Genomic DNA, 22,437 nt, shown 5'->3' with positions numbered 1-22,437 from the left:
TCAGTCCTCGCCGGTGAGTGCGTCCAGGGCCGCGAGCGCGGCGGCGAAACGCAGTTCATCGATCGCGGCGGCGATGATCCGGATGCGTTCCGGACCATACGTCTGCGTGAGACTGGCCCGCAGGGCATGGAACGCCTCGCGTGCTGGACGAGGGCGTTGTGATTCCAGGGCCATGCGCAGATCCGCCAGCCGTGAGCGATCCAGGGGTTCAGCCACGCGCTCCGGGGTGATCGGTTCCTGATCTGGGCCATCGCTGCTGGGCGGCTCCGGCTGCCAGGACGCGGCCGTGTCCCGCAACCGTGCAAGTGCCGCATCGAGCTGTCCCAACCAGAGTTCCCGCGGTTCAGGAGCATCAGGTTGGGACCCACGCATTCGCTCTTCCAACTGGCGTGCGGGTTCGACCAGTTCGTACGCCCCCAGATTCGCCGCCGCACCGCGCAGTCGGTGCAGCAAGGCGGTGGCCTCATCCCGCGCACCCTGCGCGCAAGCGGCGCGCAGTTCCGTCAGGTTGCGTTCGGTCTCACTCAGGAACACCCGCAAGACCTCACGGAAGCGCGCTTGGCCAGTGCCCCCGAACAAGGCCGCCCGCGCGGGATCGATGCCGGCGAGCATCTCCTCCTGCGGATACGGTTCTGCGAAGGCAGGCACGGCCGGGACTGAGAGGCGCGGTGGAGGCATGGATGGATCCGCCGGCGGGCGGGTCGTCAAGCGGATCAGGGTGGCGACCAACTGCTCGAATTCGATCGGCTTGGGTAAGAGATCGTCGATGCCGGCGGCGCGCGCACGCTGCTGCTCGTCCTTCAGCACCCCTGCCGTCACCGCCAGGATCGGTAATCGCGTCAAGCCGAGTTCGCCCCGGATCGCGCGCGTGGCACTCAGTCCATCCAGTACCGGCATCTGCACGTCCATGAGCACCGCGTCGAATGCCATGGGCGCCGCGCGCAGACAGACCAAAGCCTGTTCGCCGTCACTCGCACGCGTCGCCCGTGCACCTTCCAACGCCAGCATGCGCTCGAGCACATCGAGATTGATCGCACTATCGTCCACCACCAAACAGTGCAGACCGGCCAGGCGCGCACCGCGCGCGGCCGGCGTCGTTAGGGTGGCGGCCACCCGTTCCTGGGTGCGCGCGAACGACATCTCCAGCCGAAAGGTGCTCCCGGCTCCGACCTGACTGCGTACGCTGAGCTCACCACCCAATAACTCCACCAGTCGTTTGCTGATCGAGAGACCGAGGCCGGTGCCGCCGAAGCGGCGACTGATCCCCGTGTCGGCTTGAGTGAAGGGCATGAAGAGGTTGGGCAGCGCCGCGGGACTGATACCGGTGCCCGTGTCACTGATCTCGAAGCGCAAGCGCACCTGCTCGTCACGCACGTCCAACGGCGTCACCTCAAGTCGCACCTCGCCGCGATCGGTGAATTTAATGGCATTGTCGAGCAGGTTGTTGAGGATTTGCTGGAGGCGCAGAGGGTCCCCACGCAACGCACCCTCGAACATCTCGGGGGCGGTGATCACGAAGACGAGACCTTTGGCACGCGCAACAGCACCCTGCAAGGTCTCGATGGTCGCGAGCAGGGTTTCGAGTCGGAAGGGGCGCGAGTCGAGATGCAGTTGTTCGGCCTCGATCTTGGACAGATCCAGGATATCGTCGAGGATGGAGCGCAACGATCGGCCCGCGTCACTGATCTGACGCAAGATCTCCACTTGATCAGGATCGTGCACCGAGTGTTCGAGCACTTGCACCAGTCCAAGAATCGCATTCAAGGGCGTGCGGATTTCATGACTCATATGGGCGAGAAACTGGCTCTTGGCCCGACTCGCTGCCTCGGCGGCCTGGGTCTCGGCGCGCAGTTGCGCTTCGGCGCGATGCTGGACCGTGACATCCTGATGGATTCCGAGCATCCGCGCCGGACCCTTCGCGGACTCCGGCTCGATGAAGGACACGGCGTGAATGGTGCGCTCGCGCCCGCTCGGCAAGGACAGCCGATAGCTGTGTTCGAAGGAGGTGCCCGTCGCAATCGCGCGTTCCAGCTTGGTTGCCGCCTCGTCAAGATCATCCGGATGAACGCGGGAGCGCCAGAACGCAACATCAACCCCGGCACGACACTGATCCGCGGAGACTTCGAACCAGCGACAGACCCGCGCATCCGCTGTAATGACCCCGCTCTCGAGATCCCAGGTCCAGACCCCGATCTCGGCGGCATCGGTCGCCAACCTCAGATGATAGAGGGTCTCGCGGATGCGGTTCGCACCCGCGACCCGCTCGGTACAGTCTTGCATGAAGGCGAGTTGGCAGGTCCGAGCCTCGTTTAGATTGATCGGCGCAACCCAGAGGTCGAACCAATGGAGCGAGCCGTCTGGGTGCGCATAACGTTGCTCACCATGAAAGCTCACACGGGAACCGCGGTTGAGTTCCTCAAGGGCCTGCTGAATCGACGGCAATTCATCCGGATCCGCCAGTTCCATCCATTCCAGCTGCTCCAGGTCACCCCGCGCGCGGCCCACGATCTCGGCACAGCGGTCGTTCACCTCGATGATGCGCCCGGTTGTCGCATCCGCGAGCAGGATCCCCAGCGGAGCTTGCTCAAACAGCGCCCGATAGAGGGCCTCGGACCGTGTGAGTTGCGCCATCGAGGCTTCGAGCCGAGCTTGGGTCGCGCGCAGATCGGCCGTGCGTTCGGCCACGAGTTGAGTGAGCGATTGCTGGTTCGCTTGGATCTCCCCGGCCATCCGATTGAAGGCATGCGCTAGGGTTCGCAGCTCACGGGTCTCGCCCCGGACAGACTGAACACGCGTCTCGAAGTGCCCATGACCGAGTTGTCCAACCGCCGCGGTCAGGGCACGGAGGGGATGAGTCAGTCGCCGCGCGGCCAAGGTGATGAGCAACAAACCCAGCATCGTCAGGAACAGGCCGACCATGATCAGTGGTCCGACGCCCACCTCCAGTCGCTCGAGCGCCTCGGACTGACTCAGCGCCGAAGCCAGCGTCCAGACCTGGCCGTCGCCCAAGGCAACGGCGCGATAGGACACGGCCCCCTGCTCCACGGCGACCCACCGCGCGAGGGTCTCTGCATCGCCACAGCCAAATGAATCCCGAAGGCGGATACCCGTGTGCGGATCCGTCTCGCCGCGCAATCCGCGAATGACCCGGCCCTGGGAGTCAAAAACACAGACGCGGGTCCCCAGCAGTGGGGAGACGACTGCTGGGCGACTGTAACCCTCGAACAACAGCGCCACATTCAAGAAGGCAACCGCGATCCCGATGGGCTGAGTCGCCGGGTCGTCATCCAAGCGCTCGCCAAAAAACTGACGGATGATGACGAGCCCCGAGGTGCCATCCGGAAAGGGTCGTTCCGCGATCAACTCGGCGTGACCGGACTGACGCACACGCTCGATGAGACCGAAGTCCTCAAACACCTGCCCGCGTTCGGCGGGATCATGACTGGCAAGGATCTGGCCCGTCTGTGGGTGCAGGATCAGGAACCGTTCATAGCGCCCCGGGTAGGCGCGCTGCAACCGCTCGTAGAGCGTCTCGAGACTCTCTTGTACAGCCGGATCATCCGCTCTCAGTTGCCGAGCCAGGGTGCGACTCTCGGTGTTGAAGAGGATATCGCTGCGCCGTTCCTCCAAGGCGCGCAGCAGTGTCAGGAGCCGTTGATCGGCTCCGTATTCCAGCAAACGCGAGGTTTCCTGCAACCACCGGTGCCGCACACCCTCGAGACCCAATTGCGGAAGCCCCAGGTACCACAGGGCGAACAGGGTCCCCAGAGTGAGCGCGAACAGGGTTCCAAAATAGAGCGCCAGGCGCGTCGCGAAACGTGGCGGCCTCGTCCACCAGCGCTTGAGACCGTGCGCGTCAGCACGCGTGGTTCGGGTCATGACCAGATCCTTGACAGCGGTTTGGCGAGCCCTCGCGGGCGGGACATCAGCCGGTCCCGGTCGTCGGGATCAGCGTGGGGTCGAAGAGCACCACCCCGTCGCGTCCCTGTTGTTTGGCGAGGTACATGGCATCATCGGCATGGCGCGCCAACACGAGGCTCGAATCACCATGATCCGGAAAGATCGCAACACCGACACTCGCCGAAATCCGCACCGTCTGGCCCGCCAGGTCATAGGGTCGACGAACCGCATCGCGCAGTTTCTCCGCGACCAACCGTGCATTCTCTGGGGTGTCAAGACCGGTGAGCAGGGCGACGAATTCATCGCCACCAATCCGCCCCACGGTGTCCGCGTCGCGTAAGCTGCTGGCCATGCGGCGCGCCGCCTGCTGTAACAAGCGATCGCCCACGGCATGACCCAAGGTGTCATTGACCGGCTTGAAGTGATCGAGATCGATGAACAACAGCGCCAACCGGGTGCGGTTCCGACGGGCGAGGGCCAGGGCGCGATCCAGGTGCTCGAAGAAGAGCGCGCGATTCGGGAGCTTGGTCAAGGCATCGTGCGTGGCGAGATAGGTCAAACGCTCCTGGGACCGTTTGCGCTCGGTGATGTTGAGCTTTACCGCCACATAGTGCGTCACCTCGCCATGCACATCCTTCACCGGCGCGATATGTGCCTCTTCGGAGTAGATCTCCCCCGTCTTGCGCCGATTGATCAGTTCCCCGACCCAGGGTTCGCCGCGTTGCAGATGCTCCCACAGGGACCGGTAGGTCGCCGGGTCATTGAGGCCCGATTTCAGAAGACGTGGATTGCGTCCCACGGCCTCAACGAGTGAGTAGCCGGTTTCCTCGACGAAGGCTGGATTCACATACTGGATCGTGCCATCAAGCCCGGTGATCACGATCGAAGCCGGACTGTGCTGGATGGCTTGCGTCAGGACCCGCAGCCGGTCATTGGCCGCCGCGACCTCGATCAGGCTGCGTTCGAGTTCGCGGGTGCGCCGCTGCAACTCCAAGTGCAACCGCACCCGTGACCGCACGACCTGACTGTTGACCGGTTTATGGATGAAATCCACGCCACCGGCATCCAAGGCTTGGGTCTCGCTCTCGGCATCGGTCTTGCCCGTGACGAAGATGATCGGGATCGCGCGTGTTCGCGAGTCCGCCTTCAAGGCGGCACAGACCGCGTAGCCATCCATTTCGGGCATCATCACATCGAGCAAAATGAGGTCTGGACGTGCGCCCTTGGCCAGCAGATCCAAGGCGTGACGGCCCGAGGTGGCGAAACTCACATCATAGTCCGGCTCCAGGATCCCCAGCAGCACTTCGATGTTCGTCGCCACGTCATCGACGATGAGGATTTTGGCAGTTTGAGCAGAACGCATCACTTCAATCGCACTCCGCGCCATGGTCATCGTTGGTCCGAATCGACCAACGCGGCGATCGGGCGCCTGGTAGGTCATCTTCCGCTTGAGGGCGTCCCACTCCAAGTGCGCACTCCCAACCCTGTCCAAGCCCGCGGGGGGCATGCCGCCGCGTCGATCCCGTGGGAGAAGGCTAACATGGGTCCAGGCCGCCGGCTGTGACCTTGGTCAAGACGTGTCGGGCCGCACTCGCGACCCGCGGTTGCCCTGACCCGCAGCCCTGGCCATCGCATTGTCATCTGGCGCGCGTATGCTGCAATGAGCGTCGGATCGCGGGGGATCAATGAACCTGGCTCGCTCGGGCCGGCATCCCGCGCGCCAGGCGACCAGATCTGGGCGCACATGGCCGGATGGCGGCGCCCATCACGGGTGGCGGCACCCACGGACCCAGACTCACCGAGGTAGCATTCCAGCATGTCACGCTCAACCCGCAGCTCCCATCCACGTCCGACGCAGACCCAGGCCCAACGCCACGAGGCCTCGGACGACCAGTCCACCAATCCCTCAGCGGCCCCCACGCTCGCCGACGTCCTGCAGGCACGCTGCGATCGCCGCACCCTCCTGCGCGGCGCGCTCGCGCTCACCGCGCTGAGCAGCCTTGGCGCCAGCCCCCTCGCGAACCGCGCCCTGGCCTCGAGCACGCCGCCACCCGCGCCCGAGCCCTTAACCCGCTTCGGTTTCAGCGAGATCACGCGCGGGGTCGACGACACCCATCATGTCGCACCAGGGTATCGTGCCGATCTGCTCATCCGCTGGGGCGATCCGCTGTGGTCCGACGCCCCACCATTCGATCCCAACGCCCAGCAAGCGGCGGCACAAGGGCGCCAATTCGGCTACAACAACGACTATATCGGCTACATTCCCTTGCCCCTTGGATCGAACAACTCCGAACACGGCCTGCTGTGCGTGAATCACGAATACACCAATGCCGAGGTGATGTTCCCGGACGCGGATCAGCGCACCGCCGCGCACGTCGAGATCGAAATGGCGTGCAATGGGGGCTCCATTCTCGAGATCCGCAAGCACGCGGGACGTTGGCGGATCGTGCCGGACAGCCCCTACACCCGCCGGATCACCGCGCTTGACACCGAGATCGCGCTCTCCGGGCCGGTCGCGGGTCACGCGCGCGTCAGGACCACCGCCGACCCGAGCGGAACGCGCGTGATCGGGACGCTGAACAACTGTGCCGGTGGGATCACCCCCTGGGGAACCTATCTCATGGCCGAGGAGAACTTCCACAGCTACTTCAGTGGCGACCTCGATCGCCCATCCGGCCCCACGGATGCGCGCGCGGACGAAGGATCTGGCGCGCATCCGGAAAAAACCAACTACGAACGCTATGGCGTGCCCGCCGGGTTCTTCGCCTGGGGCGACTTCCAGCAGCGTTTCGACGTCAACGCCGAACCGAACGAAGCGAACCGGTTCGGCTGGATCGTCGAGGTCGACCCGCTCGACCCATCCGCCATGCCGGTGAAGCGCACCGCGCTCGGACGCTTCAAACACGAGGGTGCCGAGTCCATCGTCAATACCGATGGACGCCTGGTGCTCTATTCAGGCGATGACCAGCGCTTCGAATACCTCTACCGTTTCGTCACCCGCAATCCGGTTGATCCCGTCAACCGCGCGGCCAATCGCGATCTCCTCGATGACGGGACCCTTGCGGTGGCGCGTTTTGATGAGGACGGCACCCTCACCTGGCTGCCTTTGATCTTCGGTCACGGCGGGCTGACCCCCGAGAATGGCTTTCACTCCCAGGCGGATGTCTTGATCGAGACCCGGCGCGCGGCCGATCTGCTCGGCGCCACCCCGATGGATCGCCCGGAGGACGTCGAGCCCGATCCACGTACGGGACGGATCTATGTCATGCTCACCAATAACAGTCGCCGCACACCCGAGCAGATCGATGCCGCCAATCCCCGCGCGGAGAACCTGTGGGGCCACCTGCTCGAACTCACCCCGCCGCAGGGCGATCACACCGCCGCGCGCTTCACCTGGGACATCCTGGTCCAGGCTGGCGATCCTCAAGACCCGAACGTCGCCGCCCAGTGGCATCCCGCGACGAGCGCCAACGGCTGGTTCGCCTGCCCGGACAACTGCGCCATCGACCCGGCAGGGGGACTCTGGATCGCCACCGATCAGGGCCGCGGTTGGGCCACGGCCTCGGGCGGCGCGGATGGTCTCTGGGCGCTCGAGACCGCGGGGCCGGGCCGTGGGATCGGTCGGATGTTCTTCCGTGTCCCGGTGGGCGCGGAACTCTGTGGCCCCTGCTTCACCCCCGACGGACGCAGCCTCTTCCTGGCGGTGCAGCATCCTGGAACCGATGGGACGCTTGACTACCCTGGCTTCGAGCGGCTCTCGACCTTCGCCGATCCGGCAACGCGCTGGCCCGATTTTGATCCGAACATGCCGCCGCGCCCATCCGTGCTGGTGATCACCAAGGAGGATGGAGGACCCATTGGCGGCTAAACGCATGACGGCCCCCTCGCATGCGGATCAGGGCTCCCGCGAACCCAGTGCGCGCGCGCCGGAGGAGGCGACCCTGACAGCCGCCGGACTGGGGCTCTGCGCGCAGCATGAGCCCCTGATGATCGAGGCCTTCGGCTTCGCGCGCCGCACGCTGCGGCTCACCCATCCCTTCATCACCCGCGGCGGGCGCACCGAGACCCTGGAGCGAATTTATCCGCTGCTGCGCTTGCGCAACGCGGCGGGCGCGCGCCTCACCGGCATCGGCGAATGCCCGCCATTGGCAACCCCTTGGTACGATGGCGAATGCGCCGGCACCGTCACCGTGGCGCTGCGTCATATCGCCCGCTCACTGCGCGCCGACCCGACGCCCATCACCGGCGTGGACTCCTTCATCGCACGCTATGGATGGCTGGTCGGCCATGCGATGGCGCGCGTGGGCGTGGAGGGCGCCTATTGGGATGCGATCGCGCGCCACGCCGGGGTTCCGGTCTGGTCACTGTGGGGCGGTCAGCGCGAGCGGGTCGCCGCCGGCATCAGTCTCGGGTTGGAACCGACCCCCACCGACCTGTTGCGGAAGGTCCGGGTCGCCGTCGAGGAGCAGGGCCTGACGCGGGTGAAGATGAAGATCGCACCCGGACACGACCTCGCCTTCGTCGCGGCGGTGCGGCGCGCCTATCCGAGTCTCCAGCTGCAGGTTGATGCCAACTCCGCCTACGATCTCTTCGATCCCCATCATCTGCGTGCCCTCGCCGCGCTCGATGCGCATGACCTCCTGATGATCGAGCAACCGGGCCCCGCGGATGATCTCCTCGACCACGCCCGTCAGCTCGCCCATCTGCGCACGCCCATCTGCCTCGATGAGAGCATCCGACACGCCCGGCATGCCCGCCAGGCGATCGACTGTTGGCGGCGCGACGCCGATCCGTCCCGGCTCGTCTTGAATGTGAAGCCACCACGGGTTGGCGGCTTCCTCGAGGCAATCCGGATCGCGCAGCTCGCCAGCCGCCATGGGGTCCCGGTTTGGTGTGGCGGCATGCTCGAATCCGGCCTCGGCAAGCTCGCGAACCTGCACTTCTCCAGCCGGGCGGAGGTGAGCCTACCGGGCGACCATGTCGCCCTAGGTCCCTACTTCACCGACGACCCCATCGCCCCCCTTCCCTGCCACAGGGGTGAGATCGCGCTGCCGACCGATCCGGGTTGGGGGGTCGATCCCGAGGTCCTCTTGAGGCAGAGCGCGATGCATTGGGAACCCTAAGCCCTGTGTGAAGGCGAGGGCGACGCCAGCGCGGCGGTCCTCGGGGCGCGGAACCCCGCACGTGCGCCGATCGATCCAGGCCCCGCGGATCAGCTACACTATTCGCATTGGCTGAAGAACCTAGGATCACCCTTCGCAACCAACGAGGTCCATATCAGATGTGCCGCCACCAGCGTCCCCGAGTCCATCACGAAGCGCGTCATTGCCGTCGGACGCCGGCGGCGGTCCGCGGCACCACAGGTGCGGAGCGACATCTCGGTCGCGCGGCCAGACGCGTCCTGCCGCTCACGCTCCTCGCCCTGTTCGTCCTGCCGTCCGCTCACGCCGATCGCTGGTTCATCGGTGCCGAACTGACCGGCAGCGAGGTGACCTTTGAACCAACCGTTCGCTTCACCTCGGGTCGCGCCCCAAACCGTTTTGAAGATGTCGCCGACGGTCTGGGGCTGAGCATCCTGGGCGGGCGGAAGATCGATCTCACGCCACAATGGTCGGTCTCCGCGCAGGGGCGGTTCTCCTACCTCGACGCGCAATGGACCACCACCACCCCGCGCTCCTACATCAAATACGACATGCCCTACAACTTCGCCCTCAGCTTGCTCCCGGAGTATCGGTTGAGCCAAGCCTTCTCGGTGTTCGGCGAACTCGGCGGAACCGTCGGCGAGTTCAATTATCTGAAACGCACAAGCGCGCCCCAGAGTGTCACCGCCTACAATGAGTCGACCACCGCGCTCGGTTATGTCCTAGGTCTCGGGATGCGCTATGCCCTGACACCGCAATTGGACATCCACGCCACCTACCGCTACGCGGGCTATCCCTCCTATCAGTTCGTCGGACGCCTTGGGAATGGGGAGGTCCGCGAACTGTTCGAGATCGACCAGAGCACCCAGGATATCGGCGTTGGGATGCGCTGGTCTTGGTAACCAAGACCCGGGGCAGCGGTCGCCACTCGGGCACTCGGGATTAGGCCCTGCTCGTGGAGCGGCGGCGCGCGAGTCGCTCCGCTAGGATCGCGTAGCTCATCACCGAGATGATCGGAAAGATCGAGGCGAAGGCGATCAAGCCGAAGCCGTCGATCATCACATTGCGCCCCTCGATCTGGGACGCCAACCCGATCCCCAGGGCCGTCACCAGCGGCACCGTCACCTCCGAGGTCGTGACCCCGCCTAAGTCGTAGGCCAGTGCGATGATGTCTTTCGGCGTCAGGAGGGTCAAGACGATCACCAACGCATAACCGCCCATGATGTAGTAATGGATGGAGTCGCCGCTGATGATGCGATGCACCCCGATGGTGATGCCAACCGCGACCCCGAGCGCGACCAACAACCGAATGGTATTGCCCTTGAGACGCCCCTTCGCGGCCTCCTCCGCCTGATGGCCGATCGCAATCAGGGCGGGCTCGGCCATGGTGGTCGCGAAGCCGATCGAAAAGGCAAATAAATAGACGAACAACCATTGGTCGAGCGCGATCAACTGCTCGGCCATGCTCTGCCCAATCGGGAAGAGCCCCATTTTCAGGCCCACCACGAACGCATAGAGGCCGATGATGACCAGCACGAAGCCCCCGGCAACCTTGTGCACATGCGCGATGTGCTTGCGAATCACCAAATACTGAAAGCCCAACACCACGAGGATGATGGGGAGCACGTCACGAAACATCTCGATCAGGTCGCCGAGCATGCCGAGCAGGATCCCACCGACGCCCGCATGACTCCCTCCCTGCGGGATACTCGCGCTGCTGTCACTGACCTGGGGCAAGACCGTGGCGACCTCAGCCGCCTCACCAAAGCTGTACACCAGGATGCCGTACAACTGGACCGAGATCATCGGGACCATCACGGCCAGTGCCACCAAGCCAAAGCCATGGATCATGGCGCTCCGCCCACGAATCGAGACGGCCAACCCAAGGCCCAAGGCGGCAATCAGCGGAACAGTGACGATATTGGTTGTCACGCCACCTGAATCGTAGGCCAGTCCCACGATCTCGGCCGGTGCAAAGAAGGTCACGGTCACGACCATCAGGTAACCGATGATCATGTACCAGTGCAGACGATGCCCCAGGATGATGCGCAGGATGCCCAAGGCCACCACCGCACCCACCGAGACGGCGACCAGCACCCGCAACACGAACCCATCGATCCGCCCAGCGCTGATCGTCTCGGCTTGCGTGGCCACGGCGATCAGGGCCGGTTCCGCGATCACCGCCGCGAAGCCCAGGGAAAAACCAAACACCATTAGCCAGGGCAGCGAGCCCTTGCGCGCAAACTCGTTCGAGAGGTTCTTCCCGATCGGGAAGATGCCCAACTCTAAGCCATGCAGGAACAGGGCAACGCCCAAGATGACGACCAGCAGGCCGATCACCATGCCAAGCCAGGCCTCCGGCACCTGCTGGATCACCAACAACTGAAAGACCCCCACCACCAAGATGATCGGGAGCAGATTGCGGAACGAATGGTTCAGCAATCCAAGGAATTCCTTCAGTTGAGACATGGCTGGCGTCCGCTCCGTCGCTCGATCAACCGGATCAGGTCCCGGTCCGTATGGGTCTTGGCAAGAGGTCTGCGTGCGCGTCGTGGGAGTGCATGCGGCAAGCGGCCACGACACCATGGGACAGCGCGCATAGGGACAGCGCGCATCGTTCGCACCCTCCTCACGTCCCCTGCCCGCACACGGCGATCGCGCGCGGGCAAGAGCCGATCGCGCCCATCTTATGTGATTTCCAGACTCCCGGGCAGCAGCCGAGCAACCGCCGCGCGTCCATCCAGTAGCTCCGCCCCAGTGGCTCCCCCGGGCACGCCTGGACACCCCCACCCGGGATCACAACGCGGGAGCCAGCGACCCGGCTTGATCCCGGCACCCGCTTAGGATTGGTGCAGAGGGTCTCGATCAATGCCCGCTCGCCGCACACCAGGGCGTCCCCGCGGCCGCCCGCGCCGGGGCGGACCGGTGTCCCACGAGGATCGCGCGGGACAACCTGACCAAACCCACGGAAATCAGATCTTTTTCGTTCCTTTCCATCATTTTATCCGTGATCTCCGAACTCCTTTCGAGTGAACGATCTATTGTGCTGTCGGTCTAGTGAGTGGCACCATTGGAAGGTCCTGCGGGAATCGCACCAGGATTGTGCGCATGCCGTATCCCGTGCACTTCGATCGTCAGGCAGGTTCGGGATTCAATCAGGAGAACGGACATGTTGCTTCAGCCTTCGCGGCACGCTTCACCCACGACCCAGCGTTGGAACGATGCCATTCGCATCGGCGACCGTCTCAACGCAGGTCGGCTCCCGGTCGTCACGTGCGGAGATGAAACCGCCTTCACGACCCGCGTTCCAGATCTCGACTACCGGGTTCAGGATGGTCTCTTGCAGGTCCAGCTCTATGGTCCGCTCGATCTGCGTTGTCACGCCCATCTGCTCAGCCTGGCCGATGCCGTCGACGCGAGCATTCAGGCCTGTGTCTTGGATTTGAGCGGGGTCGATTATGTCTTCGACTCTGGTCTCGTCGCCATCGTGCTGCTGCGCGAGGCGCTCGCCGAGCGCGGGGTCACCTCGCTGACCATCAAGGGCTTCGATCTCGCTCCGCGGACCATGATCGGCCGCATGGACTCTTAAACGGCATCCCCCCTCGCATCGCCGCCGATTGTCGTCCTCTCGCACGGATGGATGCCGTTCGAGAGGCAGGGCGGGGTCAACACAACCCTCAGGTGATGGGCACGGCCGCGCCGCGCACTCAGCGCTCGCGCTCGGAAGGTGGGGACCGCTCGCCGTCACCGCCCGTGCGCTCGGACTCAGGCGGATCGTCGAGGTGCGACAGCACCGCTAGGACATCCTCGGTATCCGGCAACACATCGGCGAATTCGACCCCGTACATCTCCCAGATCGAGATGAAGAAGGAGGCGATCAGCGGGCCGATAAAGATGCCGGTGAAGCCGAACATCACCAGTCCCCCGAGCGTGCTCAAAAAGATCATGAGCTCATGCATTTGGGTGTCGCGGCCAACCAGGATGGGACGCAGGATATTGTCCAGGCTGCCCACCACCAGGGCGCAGAACAGCCCCAGCAGCAGCGCCGTCATCACCTGTCCCTGAAAGGCCAGGACGATGCACGCCGGGATCCAGACCAAGGCCGCGCCGACCGCCGGGATGATCGAGAGGACCACCATGAGGGTGCCCCAAAACACCCAGTTGTCGATCCCCGCCACGGCGAACGCGATCCCCGCCAGGCCACCCTGCAAGAGTCCAATCACCAGGGTTCCCTTGATGGTCGCGCGCGTGACCGACGTGAACTTCTGGAGCATGATCCGCTCATCCGCCGCCTTCAACGGCAGATAGTAGAGGATCCGCTCGACGACCCGATCCCCGTCCATCTGCAAAAAATACATGCTGTAGAGGATCACGAAGGACATCAGGAAAAAGTTCAGGGTGCCGATCGTCAAGGAGGAGAGACCGCCGACAATGAACTTGCTGGTGATCGACACCGCCTCGCCGACCTGCTCCAACAGCAGATTCCGCAACGGCAACAGCTCCTCATAGAAGGGAAGACGGCGCAACCCCTCGGAGAAGGAGTCGGGTGAGGCCAATTGCGCCTTCACCCAGGGGGTGACCACGGCTGAAATCTCGATGGCCTGCGCGATCACCACGCCGATCAAGAGCGTCAGCGGGAGCAACACCAGGATCACCATCACCGCCAGCGTCGCGGCGGAGGCCAGATGGCGACGGCCGCCGAAGCGGGTTTCGAGACGCAGGAACAGGGGCCGTGCCAAGGCACTGAAGATCGCCGCGAGGAACAAGGCCATCAGGAATTTCTGGATCATCGCCAGGAACAGCAGCGTGATCCCGAAGGCCATCACCAACACGATCGACTTGGTCGCCACATCTTGGTTCATGGATTCAGTCCATCCAGGTCAGGTCGGGAGCGTCGCCTCATCCGTGAGGACGGAGGGATAGCGATCCAGCCAGAACGGCGCTGGGCCTGGCGGGAACGTTCCCCAAGGCGAAGGGAAGGGGGTGACGGGCGGCGGCTCATCGGGGCGCCCCCGCCATTCCCCCCGCCGGGGCGCGGCGCCCTGGGGTGGACGTCCTGAATCGGTGCGCGTGCGGGGTGGATCGAGCGGGCGAAAGCGATAGGCCGGTGTCTCGGGAGCCGGGTCGACGCCACCTTCAAACCGCTTGTCGGGCCGAAAGCGCAGGGGCGCCTCCGGTGTCCACCAGGCATCGACATCGCCCTGCTCGACGCGACGCGTCGGCTCGGCTGGACGCGTCGCGTCCGGCGCACCAAAGGGACGAAAGGCGTCGGGACCGGGCGTCGGGCCAGAGGGATCCGGCCGGGTTGGTGGGGCGGGCTGCGACCAGAATGGCGGGGATGGATCCTGCCACACCGGCGCGGGATCGGGCCGGCGCGGCTCCCCGCGACTTGGGTCGGTCCAACCCGGAGCAGTGGGCGCTGGCGGGCGCGCGCCCCAGGTCTCGGGAGCACGGCGTTCGGCCTCCCAGTCCCGTCCCAGAGGGGGGCTTGCCGGTGACACGGTGGCCGGCCTGGGCGCCGCGGTCTCGCCCACGGAGATCCGTTCGCGCGCCGGCACCACCAGCGTCAACTGGATCACCGTGGTCACCACGAAGATCGCGAGAAACAGGCTCCCGAAAAACAAAACGAGCACAAGGCGCTGATTCATCAATCCTGAACAGTTGTCATGAGTCAGTGTTCGATAGTCGGTGATCCGCTGCCTGTCGGTTGCACCTGCCCAGCCGATTCGGCACGTCCGCGTTGACACACTCTCGCTGCCTGGACCAGCGGCACGCGACCCGCTGCACCCCGCGGTGTTAGGGATAGGCTGTTGCGCGGGAAGATGCAAGCCATCCTCTCCGCTGTCTCCCCGATGCGCCCTCCAATCGGCCCGACATCGGCCCAGCGTCAGCGTCCCACGCCACCCCCGGCACCCGTTCCAGCCGCGGCCCTGGTTTCGCGCGCGAGCCGCGCCCAGGCCTCAAGGATACAGGCCACCGACCACGCCTGTGCCGGACAGCCGCGCGGGTCATGCGGGGGGTCGCCGTCGAAGATCTCGCTCACGCTGCCCAAACCCGCATCACTGAGATGATCCCCGATGGGCTCCAAGAGTGAGCGTGCCGCAGCGGCATCGCCAGTCACGCGATGACTCGCCAACGCGAAGGGTCCCAGGAGCCACGCCCAGACCGTGCCTTGATGGTAAGCCCGATCGCGTTGCCGTACATCCCCCTCATAGCGACCGCAATAGTCTGGGTCCCCCGGCGCGAGCGAGCGCAGACCATAGGAGCACAGCAGGTGCCGCGCGCAGGTGGCGACGACTGCGGCCTGCTCAGCCGGTGCGAGCGGGCTATGACTCAGGCTGACCGCAAAGATCTGATTCGGGCGGATGCGCGCGTCGTCCCCGTCGGGTCCATCGAGCACATCATAGAGACCGAGTCCATCGGGGCGCACGAATCGGGCGAACCCGTCTCGCGTGCGCGCGGCCAGGTCCCGATAGGGCGCGCCATCCCGACCCAACCGCGCCGCGCATGCCGCCATGGTGCACAACCCCTGATACCAGAGCGCATTGATCTCCACCGGCTTACCGATTCGCGGCGTCACCACCCAATCCCCCACTTGGGCGTCCATCCAGGTCAGCGCGACCCCGGGCTCGCCCGCCCGCACCAAGCCATCGCGCGGATCCATGACGATGCCATAGCGCGTCCCGCTGCGATACTGCGCGATGATGGATTCCAGGACCGGGAACACCGCCGCGAGGGCGTCCCAATCGGCGCTCACCGCGAGATAGGCGCGCCAGGCCTCCAGGTACCAGAGCGCCGCATCGACCGTATTGTAGACCGGCGTCTCGCCCGCCCCGGGGAACCGATTCGGCAGCATGCCACGATCGACGAAGCCGGCAAAGGTCTCGAGGATCCGTCGTGCATCCCCGAGCCGTCCCGTCGCCAGCGTGAGCCCTGGCACGGCGATCATGGTGTCACGCCCCCAGTCCCCGAACCAGGGATAGCCCGCGATCACGGACATCCCGGTCGTCGCCCTGCCCCCGACCCCGTCCGGTTGCGTCTCGCCGCCCCCCAGCGCGCGCTCGATCAGAAAGGCTTCGGCCGCGAGCACCAGGCGCTCGACCCAGGGCGGCCAGGCGGTCGCGACCGCATTCGCCGCGCGCGCGGCTTGTTGGAGTCGCACCTCACGATCTCGGAACGCAGCCAGACTGGTCGCGGGGTCGGGATCCAAGGGCAGCGGGTCCACTCCAGCCAGTACCCCGCTCCAGCGCGTCCCATCGAGTGTGACCGTCGCCCAGCCGAGGCGCAGATGGCCGTCACGATCCGAGAGTCCGCGCGCCCGTTCGGCGGGCAGGTCGAAGCCCTCACAAAGGGCCAAATCCAGCTCGAAACGCCCTCCCACAACGGCACAGGCGAGCCGGTGACCCCCGCGCAAGGGCATCACCGCACGGGTCGCGGTCGCGGCGACTTCCACGCCATCGAGCGCTCCACCCACCGCATGATGGTCGCGGTCGGCGACTAAGAGTGCGAGCCGCAGACGCAACGGCCCCCCTGTCCCGGTCGCCGTACCGGCCTGGGTGTCGGCAGCGATCCTGGTCCGCCGGCAGCGATAGACGACCCACACGGCATTCGAGCCCCGCGGCAACCACACCCGCTGCTCGATCAGATGCTCGCCACAGGCCCAGTGCCACACCGGCATGCGCCCCTCGAGCGTGAAGGATTCGAGCCACTGAAAACCGTTCGGCGTCACCTGATCCCCCGCCCAACGATTGGCATGCAGTGGCCACTGACGTTCCCCGTCGTCCAGGGTGGCATCCAGCTTGACCACCACCAGTCGACGCCCCAACGGCGGATCGAGCGGTGCGACCAAGAGACCGTGATACCCCCGCGTCAGCGTCCCCGCCAACGTCCCCGCCGCATAACCGCCGCGGCCATTGGCCAACCACCACTCACGCCGCTCGGCCTCTGCCAGCGACCCACAGACCGCCCGGCCACAGCGCAACCGGACCGCTTCGAGCGTCTCGTCAAAGGGGCGTTGATCACGTCTCGTGCTCATTCGGATCACCGCTCAACAGCAGATCGGGATTGGAAAGAGTATCGATTCAACAAACGAATCTGAAGAAAGCCTCCGATGCCGTCGGCCCCCGCTTGCGGGCGCCATCGTCAGGCTCTTGGCTGACTGTGAAGGTCTGGGTCGCCCGAAAGCAGAACATCTACCGGCCGACCCAGCCGATCGCACTGAGGTGATGTTAGAGCGTTAGCCGGTCATGCACTACGATCTTCCGCTGTCGGTCATCGAAGACGGAAGCCGCACACTTGATATCGGCGCTGAACGCGGTGCCCTGGTCAGACGTTGCGACGGATCCATGCGCAGCCAAGGATTCGTCCAAATCAAATGGAGCCTGACCAATGATTGCGACACCAGAACGTTAAGTCGATCGCCGTTGACGCCGTTTGATCGCAATACCACCCATCATGCCTAAGGCGGATCCGAATAGCCAAACGGCTGCAGGTAACGGGACAGGACTGGGCAGGGTGCCTTCAAATAAAACATTATGCATCTCGATGTTTCCATCGAACGACTGCGCAATCAATTGACCGTCTAATGCACCCCAACCACCCGTCACATCAGCAAAAGGAGCGAGGATCGTCCCATATGGGTTTTTGCTGCCCGCAAGGTGTAAGTCTGTAGCCTCACTGAAATTGTACAGCACATTGTGCTTGCTGATCCCATTCAAGAATACTTGGCCATTTTGGAAAATCTGTCCGGAACCGCTGACGTTGATCAAAACAGTCGAACCAGCATCAGCTGTAATATTTACGGAGTTGGTATTGGTCAATTGATCAGCGGTGACTGAGAACACACTCAAGCCAGAACCAGTGCCGGTCAAATTCAAGCTACCCCATTCTACATTGGTTGTCCCGTTCGCAGTTAATGCCGCCAAGCTTGTCGACAGACCTTTATAAAGGCTTTCCGCGGCTGCAAAATCCACTAACGTTTGTGGCTGAACGCCGCCGGTGGCCGTAAAGTTTGTCAAATTGGTCGAATCGGCATAAATTCGGCCGTTTTGGCCATCCCCGACACCGCCATTCGTTGCCGTCACGTGACCGCCCGCCACGAGGCGGCCGCCGTCCTGTCCGGGAATCTTCGAAGCCACCGCATAATTCGTCAGATTGACATTACCGCCTGCCGCCAAATTCCCCTCTGTATCACTGTTAGAACTCGTGAAGTTTCCAAACACAAAGACATTGTAATCAGCGGCTGGACCAATCAATGCGGCATGTGCGGTGGTGACGGACGCCCCAAGTAACAGCGTCGTTAAGATCGTTGTTGTAAAACGCATATCGTCGTGACCTCATTCATTTTCGTTCAAGAGATGATCCGATCACTCAAGACCGACACTCGTGATGGTGATCATCGGGATGTATCTTGAAACAATAGGACTCAGACGATTACACACGCAAATACCGGGCCATGGAAATCATGATCGCATCAGACAACCGCCCCACTAGATTGCGTAGATTGCGCGCGCGGCCCCGCACCCCGCACCCTGCTGCTCCTAGGCACTCGTTGCGAAACGCGTTCAGCACGGCGCGAAAAAACGAACCAAGGCCCTCTAGTCCTGAGTTTGTGGCCAATCTGATCTGCGCACGCAGCATCGAAACTGCCGCAAAAGGCGGACACGGAAACGAGACGATATGAGGACGTTTAGCGATCGGCGAGCACGATCAACGAAGACCGGCCTGAATCAGGGCGCTGACTGTAAAAAAACTTGACAGTTTGGCCTCTACAGGGAACGCACGGCAGTCTTCACGCGCCATCCAATCCGTGATTAATCCAAAATAATGATTTTATCATCAATCATTTACTCTCGGATCTAAGGTGTCACTAGAGCTGTAAAAAAACCTGACAGCATGAGGGATAAAGAGGGCTTAGCAGAGTGAAAACCGGACGCGTGCCGGTCGAGAGACAGCCATTCCGGCTTGGATCCGACAAGAGCGTCGCAGATTGAGGCCGATTGCAGATTGAGGGTTGTCACCTGATAACAAACCACTATACTCGGTCTCTCTGGAACCAGCCCCTGAGGCAGACGGATCGAATTCTGCCCAATCTCCATAATAAAAGACCTGTTCGCGGCATCCAGATTTCACCAGGGCATGATCGCTGATCACTCCCTGCGCGCATCCAGGTCATCAACCACCAGAGGATCATCATGATGAGAACAGCGACAGGATACATCTGGTCCGCGATCACCGGCACGGCAATGGGGTCATTGATGATGGTCTCTGCTCAGGCTGAGGAACCGCCCTGCCCCTTTGATGAAAATCGCGCTGGGCTCTGTGGCTACTACAAGTCAGAGATCAGCCCTGCCGAAGCCTATCTGCATACGGTGGTCCAGCGCGGTTTTGTGAACCTCGGCTCAGGCGGTCGTTTGGGTAACCCCTTATTGCGTGCGGTCATCGTCGACGTACGCAGCATCCCCGAATACAAGGCCGGCCACCCCGAACGCTCATACAACGTCCCCTATCCCTTTATCTATCAGTTCTGCGATGAGCGTGGTCGCCATCCCGATGGCGCCTGTGTCGCTCGTACCTCTCAGATCGACCAAAACGATGCGGATTTCCTCAGCTACATTCAAAAAATCATTCCCAATCAAGACACCCCCATCTACCTGTTATGCCGCACCGGCGTCCGCAGCGTTGCCGCCGGCAATCTACTCACCGATGCCGGCTACACGCATGTCCGAAACATTTGGGAAGGCTTCGTCGGAGTCTTTTTGACCGCACCGAAACTCCAAGAGGATGGCTCCCGCGTCATCTCCGCGGTCGATCTCAATCATGATCTCGTCTTGGATGACCGGGACAAGAACGGCTGGCGCTATCATCAGGGCCTACCCTACGAAACGCGGCTCTTGCCTTGGTTGATGTATCAACCCATGGCCGACCTCTACACTTGGGTCGATTGACGTCGCTTACGGGTGATCTCAGGTCTTGGGTCGAGGGTGACGAACGCCATCGCTTGCGAGCGACCCAAGATCTCGGATCGAGGGTAACGGACGACCCTGCTTGAAGGCGATCCAAGATCTCGGATCGAGGGTGACGGACGACCCCGCTTTCAAGCGACCCAAGATATCTCGGATCAGTTTTAATGTAGGAGCCCGCTTGCGGGCGACCAGACCTCCGCAAACCACCATCGCCCAATGACTTCTAACATCCCAGGAGTCACCCACCACACCATCTTGTCATCGATGCGACACATCACCGTCGACACAGTCGATGACCCATCCTAAGTCATTGATCTAAAAAACCCAGATACTTGGCTCGCGATGTGCTATGGATCCTTGAAAACAACCCTCAAGTCGATCCAGACCATGGCACAGCCCCCCGCTCACGAAACCGAGAAACGAGACCACCACACACCCAGCGTCATCCCACCACAGCGCGCCGGTCGTCATCAACCCGAGGCGGCGCAACCAGATGGCCCATCGCCGCGAATCGCGACAACGCGAGTGCCCACGCCATGAGTTCGTCATCACCACCCCAGACGCTCTCGGCACTTGAGCGACGCAAACTGTTGGTGTGCCCAAGCGCTGATCTAAAGGAGCATCAGCATCGCATCATCCCCATCCGATTCAAGCAGGCACCGCAAAGCGCCATCGTGTTGCGATTCGGCGGACAGGTCTATGCGTATCTGAATCAATGCGTGCACATGGTACGGCGCCTAGACTGCATGCACGACGGGATCTTCGATACCGACCAAGACTCCCTGCGCTGCTCCATGCACGGCATCGTCTACGACCCCACCACCGGTGCATCCAAAAGCGTGCTCTGTGCCGGCGAGCGACTCGAGGCGTTGCGGACCCTGGAAATCGATGGTCAGATCTACCTCACAGACAAACGCGTGCGGCACCCGACCTGACCGCGGCCACCCAGGCCCATGGCTGCATCGCCCGCAAGCGGGCTCCCACTTCACCCTGGCGCGCGCACGTCCTCGTAAATCACATCCAGCGGTACGTCGACATCAAGGCACGCTAGCCGGACGCGGCCATCGGTGACGGTGTCGAGTGCCCAGTCCCGCGCGCGCCGATGGATCTGAACCACCCGCGCGGTCTGCGAAACCAGGACGTATTCCTGCAGGCTCGGAATGCTCTGGTAGGCCCAGAGTTTCTCGCGCTGGTCGATCCGTGCAGTGGAGTCCGACAACACCTCGACGAGCAAGCAGGGGCGGCTGCAATAGTAGGTTTCGCGATCGTTCTCGTCGCAGCTCAGGAGCAGGTCAGGATAGTAGAGAATGTCCTGATCGTTGATCCGCAGCCGAACTTTCATATCGTTAGCAAAGAGTTGGCAGGGGGTGCCTCGCAACAGCGGGCGCAGCAGTGCGTAAAGATTACCAACGATCAAGCCATGGTTGCGGCTCGCACCGTTCATCGCATAAAGCTGACCATCGATATACTCGTGACGGATATCGGCCCCATCCTCATTGGCTAAATAGTCATCGACGGAGACTGAGGAGTGGTCTCGGGCTAGAGTCGTCATGTTGGTGTGACTCCTGGTCTTGAATCAGTGCTGAAATCGCCTTTATGATCAAGCGGCTAAAGGCTTCCTGACCTTGATAATTCGGGACAATCCCAACACATTGGCTTTGTGAATTTCTTCCACCTGCCAACCCTTCGAAACGACATAATCTTCGTACGAAAAATCCGACCTAAACCCTACCGAGTCAGGAAATGATTTCACGATGAGTCCGACATAATCCCAAACGGTTCCGAAACCGCTAAAGTGATTGAGTATCCAAATATTTCCGCCAGATTTGCAGACCCTGAAAGACTCAGCGATCAAGTGATCGGGGTCGGGAGTGACAGAGTACACGTATGGCAGCACAACATGATCAAATGACTCATCCGGAAAACCGCCATTTTCCCCATCGACATGGTGTAATGTAATCGTCTTATTTCGCAGCAAACCCGCTCTCTTCCTTGCTTTCGCGAGCATCTGATTGGAAATGTCGACCCCCGTGATACTGAGATGGTCTGGGTATAACGGCAGCATTAACCCACTGCCAACTCCGATTTCAAGCAAATGGCGACCTGGTTCCTTGGAAATCAGCCGGGCAAGTTTCTTCCGACCATCTTGTAGGACAGAGCCATAGATAAAATCATAGAATGCTGCGTAACGGTTGTATGTGGACTCGACGCTCATTGGTAACTGTCAGATCAAAAATTTGTAACCACGGGTGAATGGGTTCGCCCCTGTATTAAACACGGTGTGATCAAAAACACCGACCGCATTGGGTTTTCCAATCATCTTGCCAACGTCAAATCCTCGCGCCGCCACTGAATTGTCCTGCACCCACCCACAGGTTGGAGACCGCTTGCGGGCGACCCAAGGCCTCAGCAGACCACTACCCCAACCAGAA

At 62.7% G+C, this 22,437-nt stretch carries 16 protein-coding genes; 6 read left to right on the top strand and 10 right to left on the bottom strand.

Features of this window, described 5'->3' with window-relative positions:
* Both CKO25_RS13805 and CKO25_RS13800 read right to left on the bottom strand, forming a co-directional pair.
* Positions 1–3,879, bottom strand: coding sequence for an ATP-binding protein (locus CKO25_RS13805; RefSeq protein ID WP_200388532.1), 3,879 nt, complete (start codon positions 3,877–3,879; stop codon positions 1–3).
* 46 nt (positions 3,880–3,925) lie between these two features.
* Positions 3,926–5,263, bottom strand: coding sequence for a GGDEF domain-containing response regulator (locus tag CKO25_RS13800; protein WP_200388531.1), 1,338 nt, complete (start codon positions 5,261–5,263; stop codon positions 3,926–3,928).
* Between the two features lie 453 nt (positions 5,264–5,716).
* Here CKO25_RS13800 and CKO25_RS13795 point away from each other — a divergent pair, with 453 nt between their 5' ends.
* The 3 genes from CKO25_RS13795 (at position 5,717) to CKO25_RS13785 (ending at position 9,943) form a co-directional block, all read left to right on the top strand.
* Positions 5,717–7,768 (top strand): PhoX family protein, encoded by a 2,052-nt coding sequence (locus CKO25_RS13795; protein ID WP_200388530.1) that lies wholly within the window; start codon positions 5,717–5,719, stop codon positions 7,766–7,768.
* Positions 7,746–9,023, top strand: coding sequence for an o-succinylbenzoate synthase (menC, locus tag CKO25_RS13790; protein ID WP_200388529.1), 1,278 nt, complete (start codon positions 7,746–7,748; stop codon positions 9,021–9,023). The genes CKO25_RS13795 and menC overlap by 23 nt, the downstream gene beginning before the upstream one ends.
* Before the next feature lie 158 nt (positions 9,024–9,181).
* The gene (locus CKO25_RS13785; RefSeq protein WP_200388528.1) at positions 9,182–9,943 is read left to right on the top strand and encodes an outer membrane protein; all 762 of its coding nucleotides are present in this window, start codon (positions 9,182–9,184) and stop codon (positions 9,941–9,943) included.
* 40 nt (positions 9,944–9,983) lie between these two features.
* Here CKO25_RS13785 and CKO25_RS13780 read toward each other — a convergent pair whose 3' ends face one another.
* A complete protein-coding gene (locus tag CKO25_RS13780; protein ID WP_200388527.1) occupies positions 9,984–11,510 on the bottom strand; it encodes a DUF1538 domain-containing protein in 1,527 nt (508 codons plus the stop codon).
* Positions 11,511–12,210: 700 nt separating this feature from the next.
* Between CKO25_RS13780 and CKO25_RS13775 the strand changes: the two genes are divergently transcribed.
* On the top strand, positions 12,211–12,630 hold the full coding sequence (locus CKO25_RS13775) for an STAS domain-containing protein (RefSeq protein ID WP_200388526.1): 420 nt from the start codon (positions 12,211–12,213) through the stop codon (positions 12,628–12,630).
* A gap of 118 nt (positions 12,631–12,748) precedes the next feature.
* Here the strand turns inward: CKO25_RS13775 and CKO25_RS13770 are convergent, their stop codons facing one another.
* The 4 genes from CKO25_RS13770 to CKO25_RS13755 form a co-directional block, all read right to left on the bottom strand.
* Complete coding sequence (locus CKO25_RS13770) at positions 12,749–13,903, bottom strand: AI-2E family transporter (protein WP_200388525.1); 1,155 nt, start codon at positions 13,901–13,903, stop codon at positions 12,749–12,751.
* An 18-nt stretch (positions 13,904–13,921) separates the two neighbouring features.
* Positions 13,922–14,689 carry a hypothetical protein gene (locus CKO25_RS13765; RefSeq protein ID WP_200388524.1) on the bottom strand — a complete coding sequence of 256 codons (768 nt, stop codon included), beginning with the start codon at positions 14,687–14,689 and terminating at the stop codon, positions 13,922–13,924.
* 239 nt (positions 14,690–14,928) lie between these two features.
* A complete protein-coding gene (locus tag CKO25_RS13760; protein WP_200388523.1) occupies positions 14,929–17,076 on the bottom strand; it encodes an amylo-alpha-1,6-glucosidase in 2,148 nt (715 codons plus the stop codon).
* Positions 17,077–17,449: 373 nt separating this feature from the next.
* Entirely contained in the window at positions 17,450–18,364 is a 915-nt protein-coding gene (locus CKO25_RS13755) for a choice-of-anchor A family protein (RefSeq protein WP_200388522.1), read from the bottom strand.
* 870 nt (positions 18,365–19,234) lie between these two features.
* Between CKO25_RS13755 and CKO25_RS13750 the strand changes: the two genes are divergently transcribed.
* A complete protein-coding gene (locus CKO25_RS13750) occupies positions 19,235–19,987 on the top strand; it encodes a rhodanese-like domain-containing protein (RefSeq protein ID WP_200388521.1) in 753 nt (250 codons plus the stop codon).
* A 554-nt stretch (positions 19,988–20,541) separates the two neighbouring features.
* Positions 20,542–20,940: a Rieske (2Fe-2S) protein gene (locus CKO25_RS13745; protein ID WP_200388520.1), complete on the top strand. Its 399-nt coding sequence runs from the start codon at positions 20,542–20,544 to the stop codon at positions 20,938–20,940.
* 50 nt (positions 20,941–20,990) lie between these two features.
* Here CKO25_RS13745 and CKO25_RS13740 read toward each other — a convergent pair whose 3' ends face one another.
* From CKO25_RS13740 to CKO25_RS20895, 3 genes are all read right to left on the bottom strand, one after another.
* Positions 20,991–21,557, bottom strand: a complete 567-nt coding sequence (locus CKO25_RS13740; protein WP_200388519.1) for a Uma2 family endonuclease — start codon at positions 21,555–21,557, stop codon at positions 20,991–20,993.
* Positions 21,558–21,605: 48 nt separating this feature from the next.
* The gene (locus CKO25_RS13735) at positions 21,606–22,220 is read right to left on the bottom strand and encodes a class I SAM-dependent methyltransferase (protein WP_200388518.1); all 615 of its coding nucleotides are present in this window, start codon (positions 22,218–22,220) and stop codon (positions 21,606–21,608) included.
* A gap of 9 nt (positions 22,221–22,229) precedes the next feature.
* A partial coding sequence (locus CKO25_RS20895; protein ID WP_207162296.1) for a hypothetical protein occupies positions 22,230–22,437 on the bottom strand: 208 nt, incomplete at its 5' end.

The sequence above is a fragment of the Thiocapsa imhoffii genome, from assembly GCF_016583985.1.
Taxonomy (GTDB): domain Bacteria; phylum Pseudomonadota; class Gammaproteobacteria; order Chromatiales; family Chromatiaceae; genus Thiocapsa; species Thiocapsa imhoffii.
Note: the sequence above shows the minus strand (reverse complement) of the source record. Positions and strands in the feature narration are given on the sequence as shown.

Excerpts from the sequence above, each read along its gene's own strand:
- CKO25_RS13805 (WP_200388532.1), bottom strand. The coding sequence starts at position 3,879 with ATGACCCGAACCACGCGTGCTGACGCGCACGGTCTCAAGCGCTGGTGG.
- CKO25_RS13800 (WP_200388531.1), bottom strand. The coding sequence starts at position 5,263 with ATGCGTTCTGCTCAAACTGCCAAAATCCTCATCGTCGATGACGTGGCG.
- CKO25_RS13795 (WP_200388530.1), top strand. The coding sequence starts at position 5,717 with ATGTCACGCTCAACCCGCAGCTCCCATCCACGTCCGACGCAGACCCAG.
- menC (WP_200388529.1), top strand. The coding sequence starts at position 7,746 with ATGGAGGACCCATTGGCGGCTAAACGCATGACGGCCCCCTCGCATGCG.
- CKO25_RS13785 (WP_200388528.1), top strand. The coding sequence starts at position 9,182 with ATGTGCCGCCACCAGCGTCCCCGAGTCCATCACGAAGCGCGTCATTGC.
- CKO25_RS13780 (WP_200388527.1), bottom strand. The coding sequence starts at position 11,510 with ATGTCTCAACTGAAGGAATTCCTTGGATTGCTGAACCATTCGTTCCGC.
- CKO25_RS13775 (WP_200388526.1), top strand. The coding sequence starts at position 12,211 with ATGTTGCTTCAGCCTTCGCGGCACGCTTCACCCACGACCCAGCGTTGG.
- CKO25_RS13770 (WP_200388525.1), bottom strand. The coding sequence starts at position 13,903 with ATGAACCAAGATGTGGCGACCAAGTCGATCGTGTTGGTGATGGCCTTC.
- CKO25_RS13765 (WP_200388524.1), bottom strand. The coding sequence starts at position 14,689 with ATGAATCAGCGCCTTGTGCTCGTTTTGTTTTTCGGGAGCCTGTTTCTC.
- CKO25_RS13760 (WP_200388523.1), bottom strand. The coding sequence starts at position 17,076 with ATGAGCACGAGACGTGATCAACGCCCCTTTGACGAGACGCTCGAAGCG.
- CKO25_RS13755 (WP_200388522.1), bottom strand. The coding sequence starts at position 18,364 with ATGCGTTTTACAACAACGATCTTAACGACGCTGTTACTTGGGGCGTCC.
- CKO25_RS13750 (WP_200388521.1), top strand. The coding sequence starts at position 19,235 with ATGATGAGAACAGCGACAGGATACATCTGGTCCGCGATCACCGGCACG.
- CKO25_RS13745 (WP_200388520.1), top strand. The coding sequence starts at position 20,542 with ATGAGTTCGTCATCACCACCCCAGACGCTCTCGGCACTTGAGCGACGC.
- CKO25_RS13740 (WP_200388519.1), bottom strand. The coding sequence starts at position 21,557 with ATGACGACTCTAGCCCGAGACCACTCCTCAGTCTCCGTCGATGACTAT.
- CKO25_RS13735 (WP_200388518.1), bottom strand. The coding sequence starts at position 22,220 with ATGAGCGTCGAGTCCACATACAACCGTTACGCAGCATTCTATGATTTT.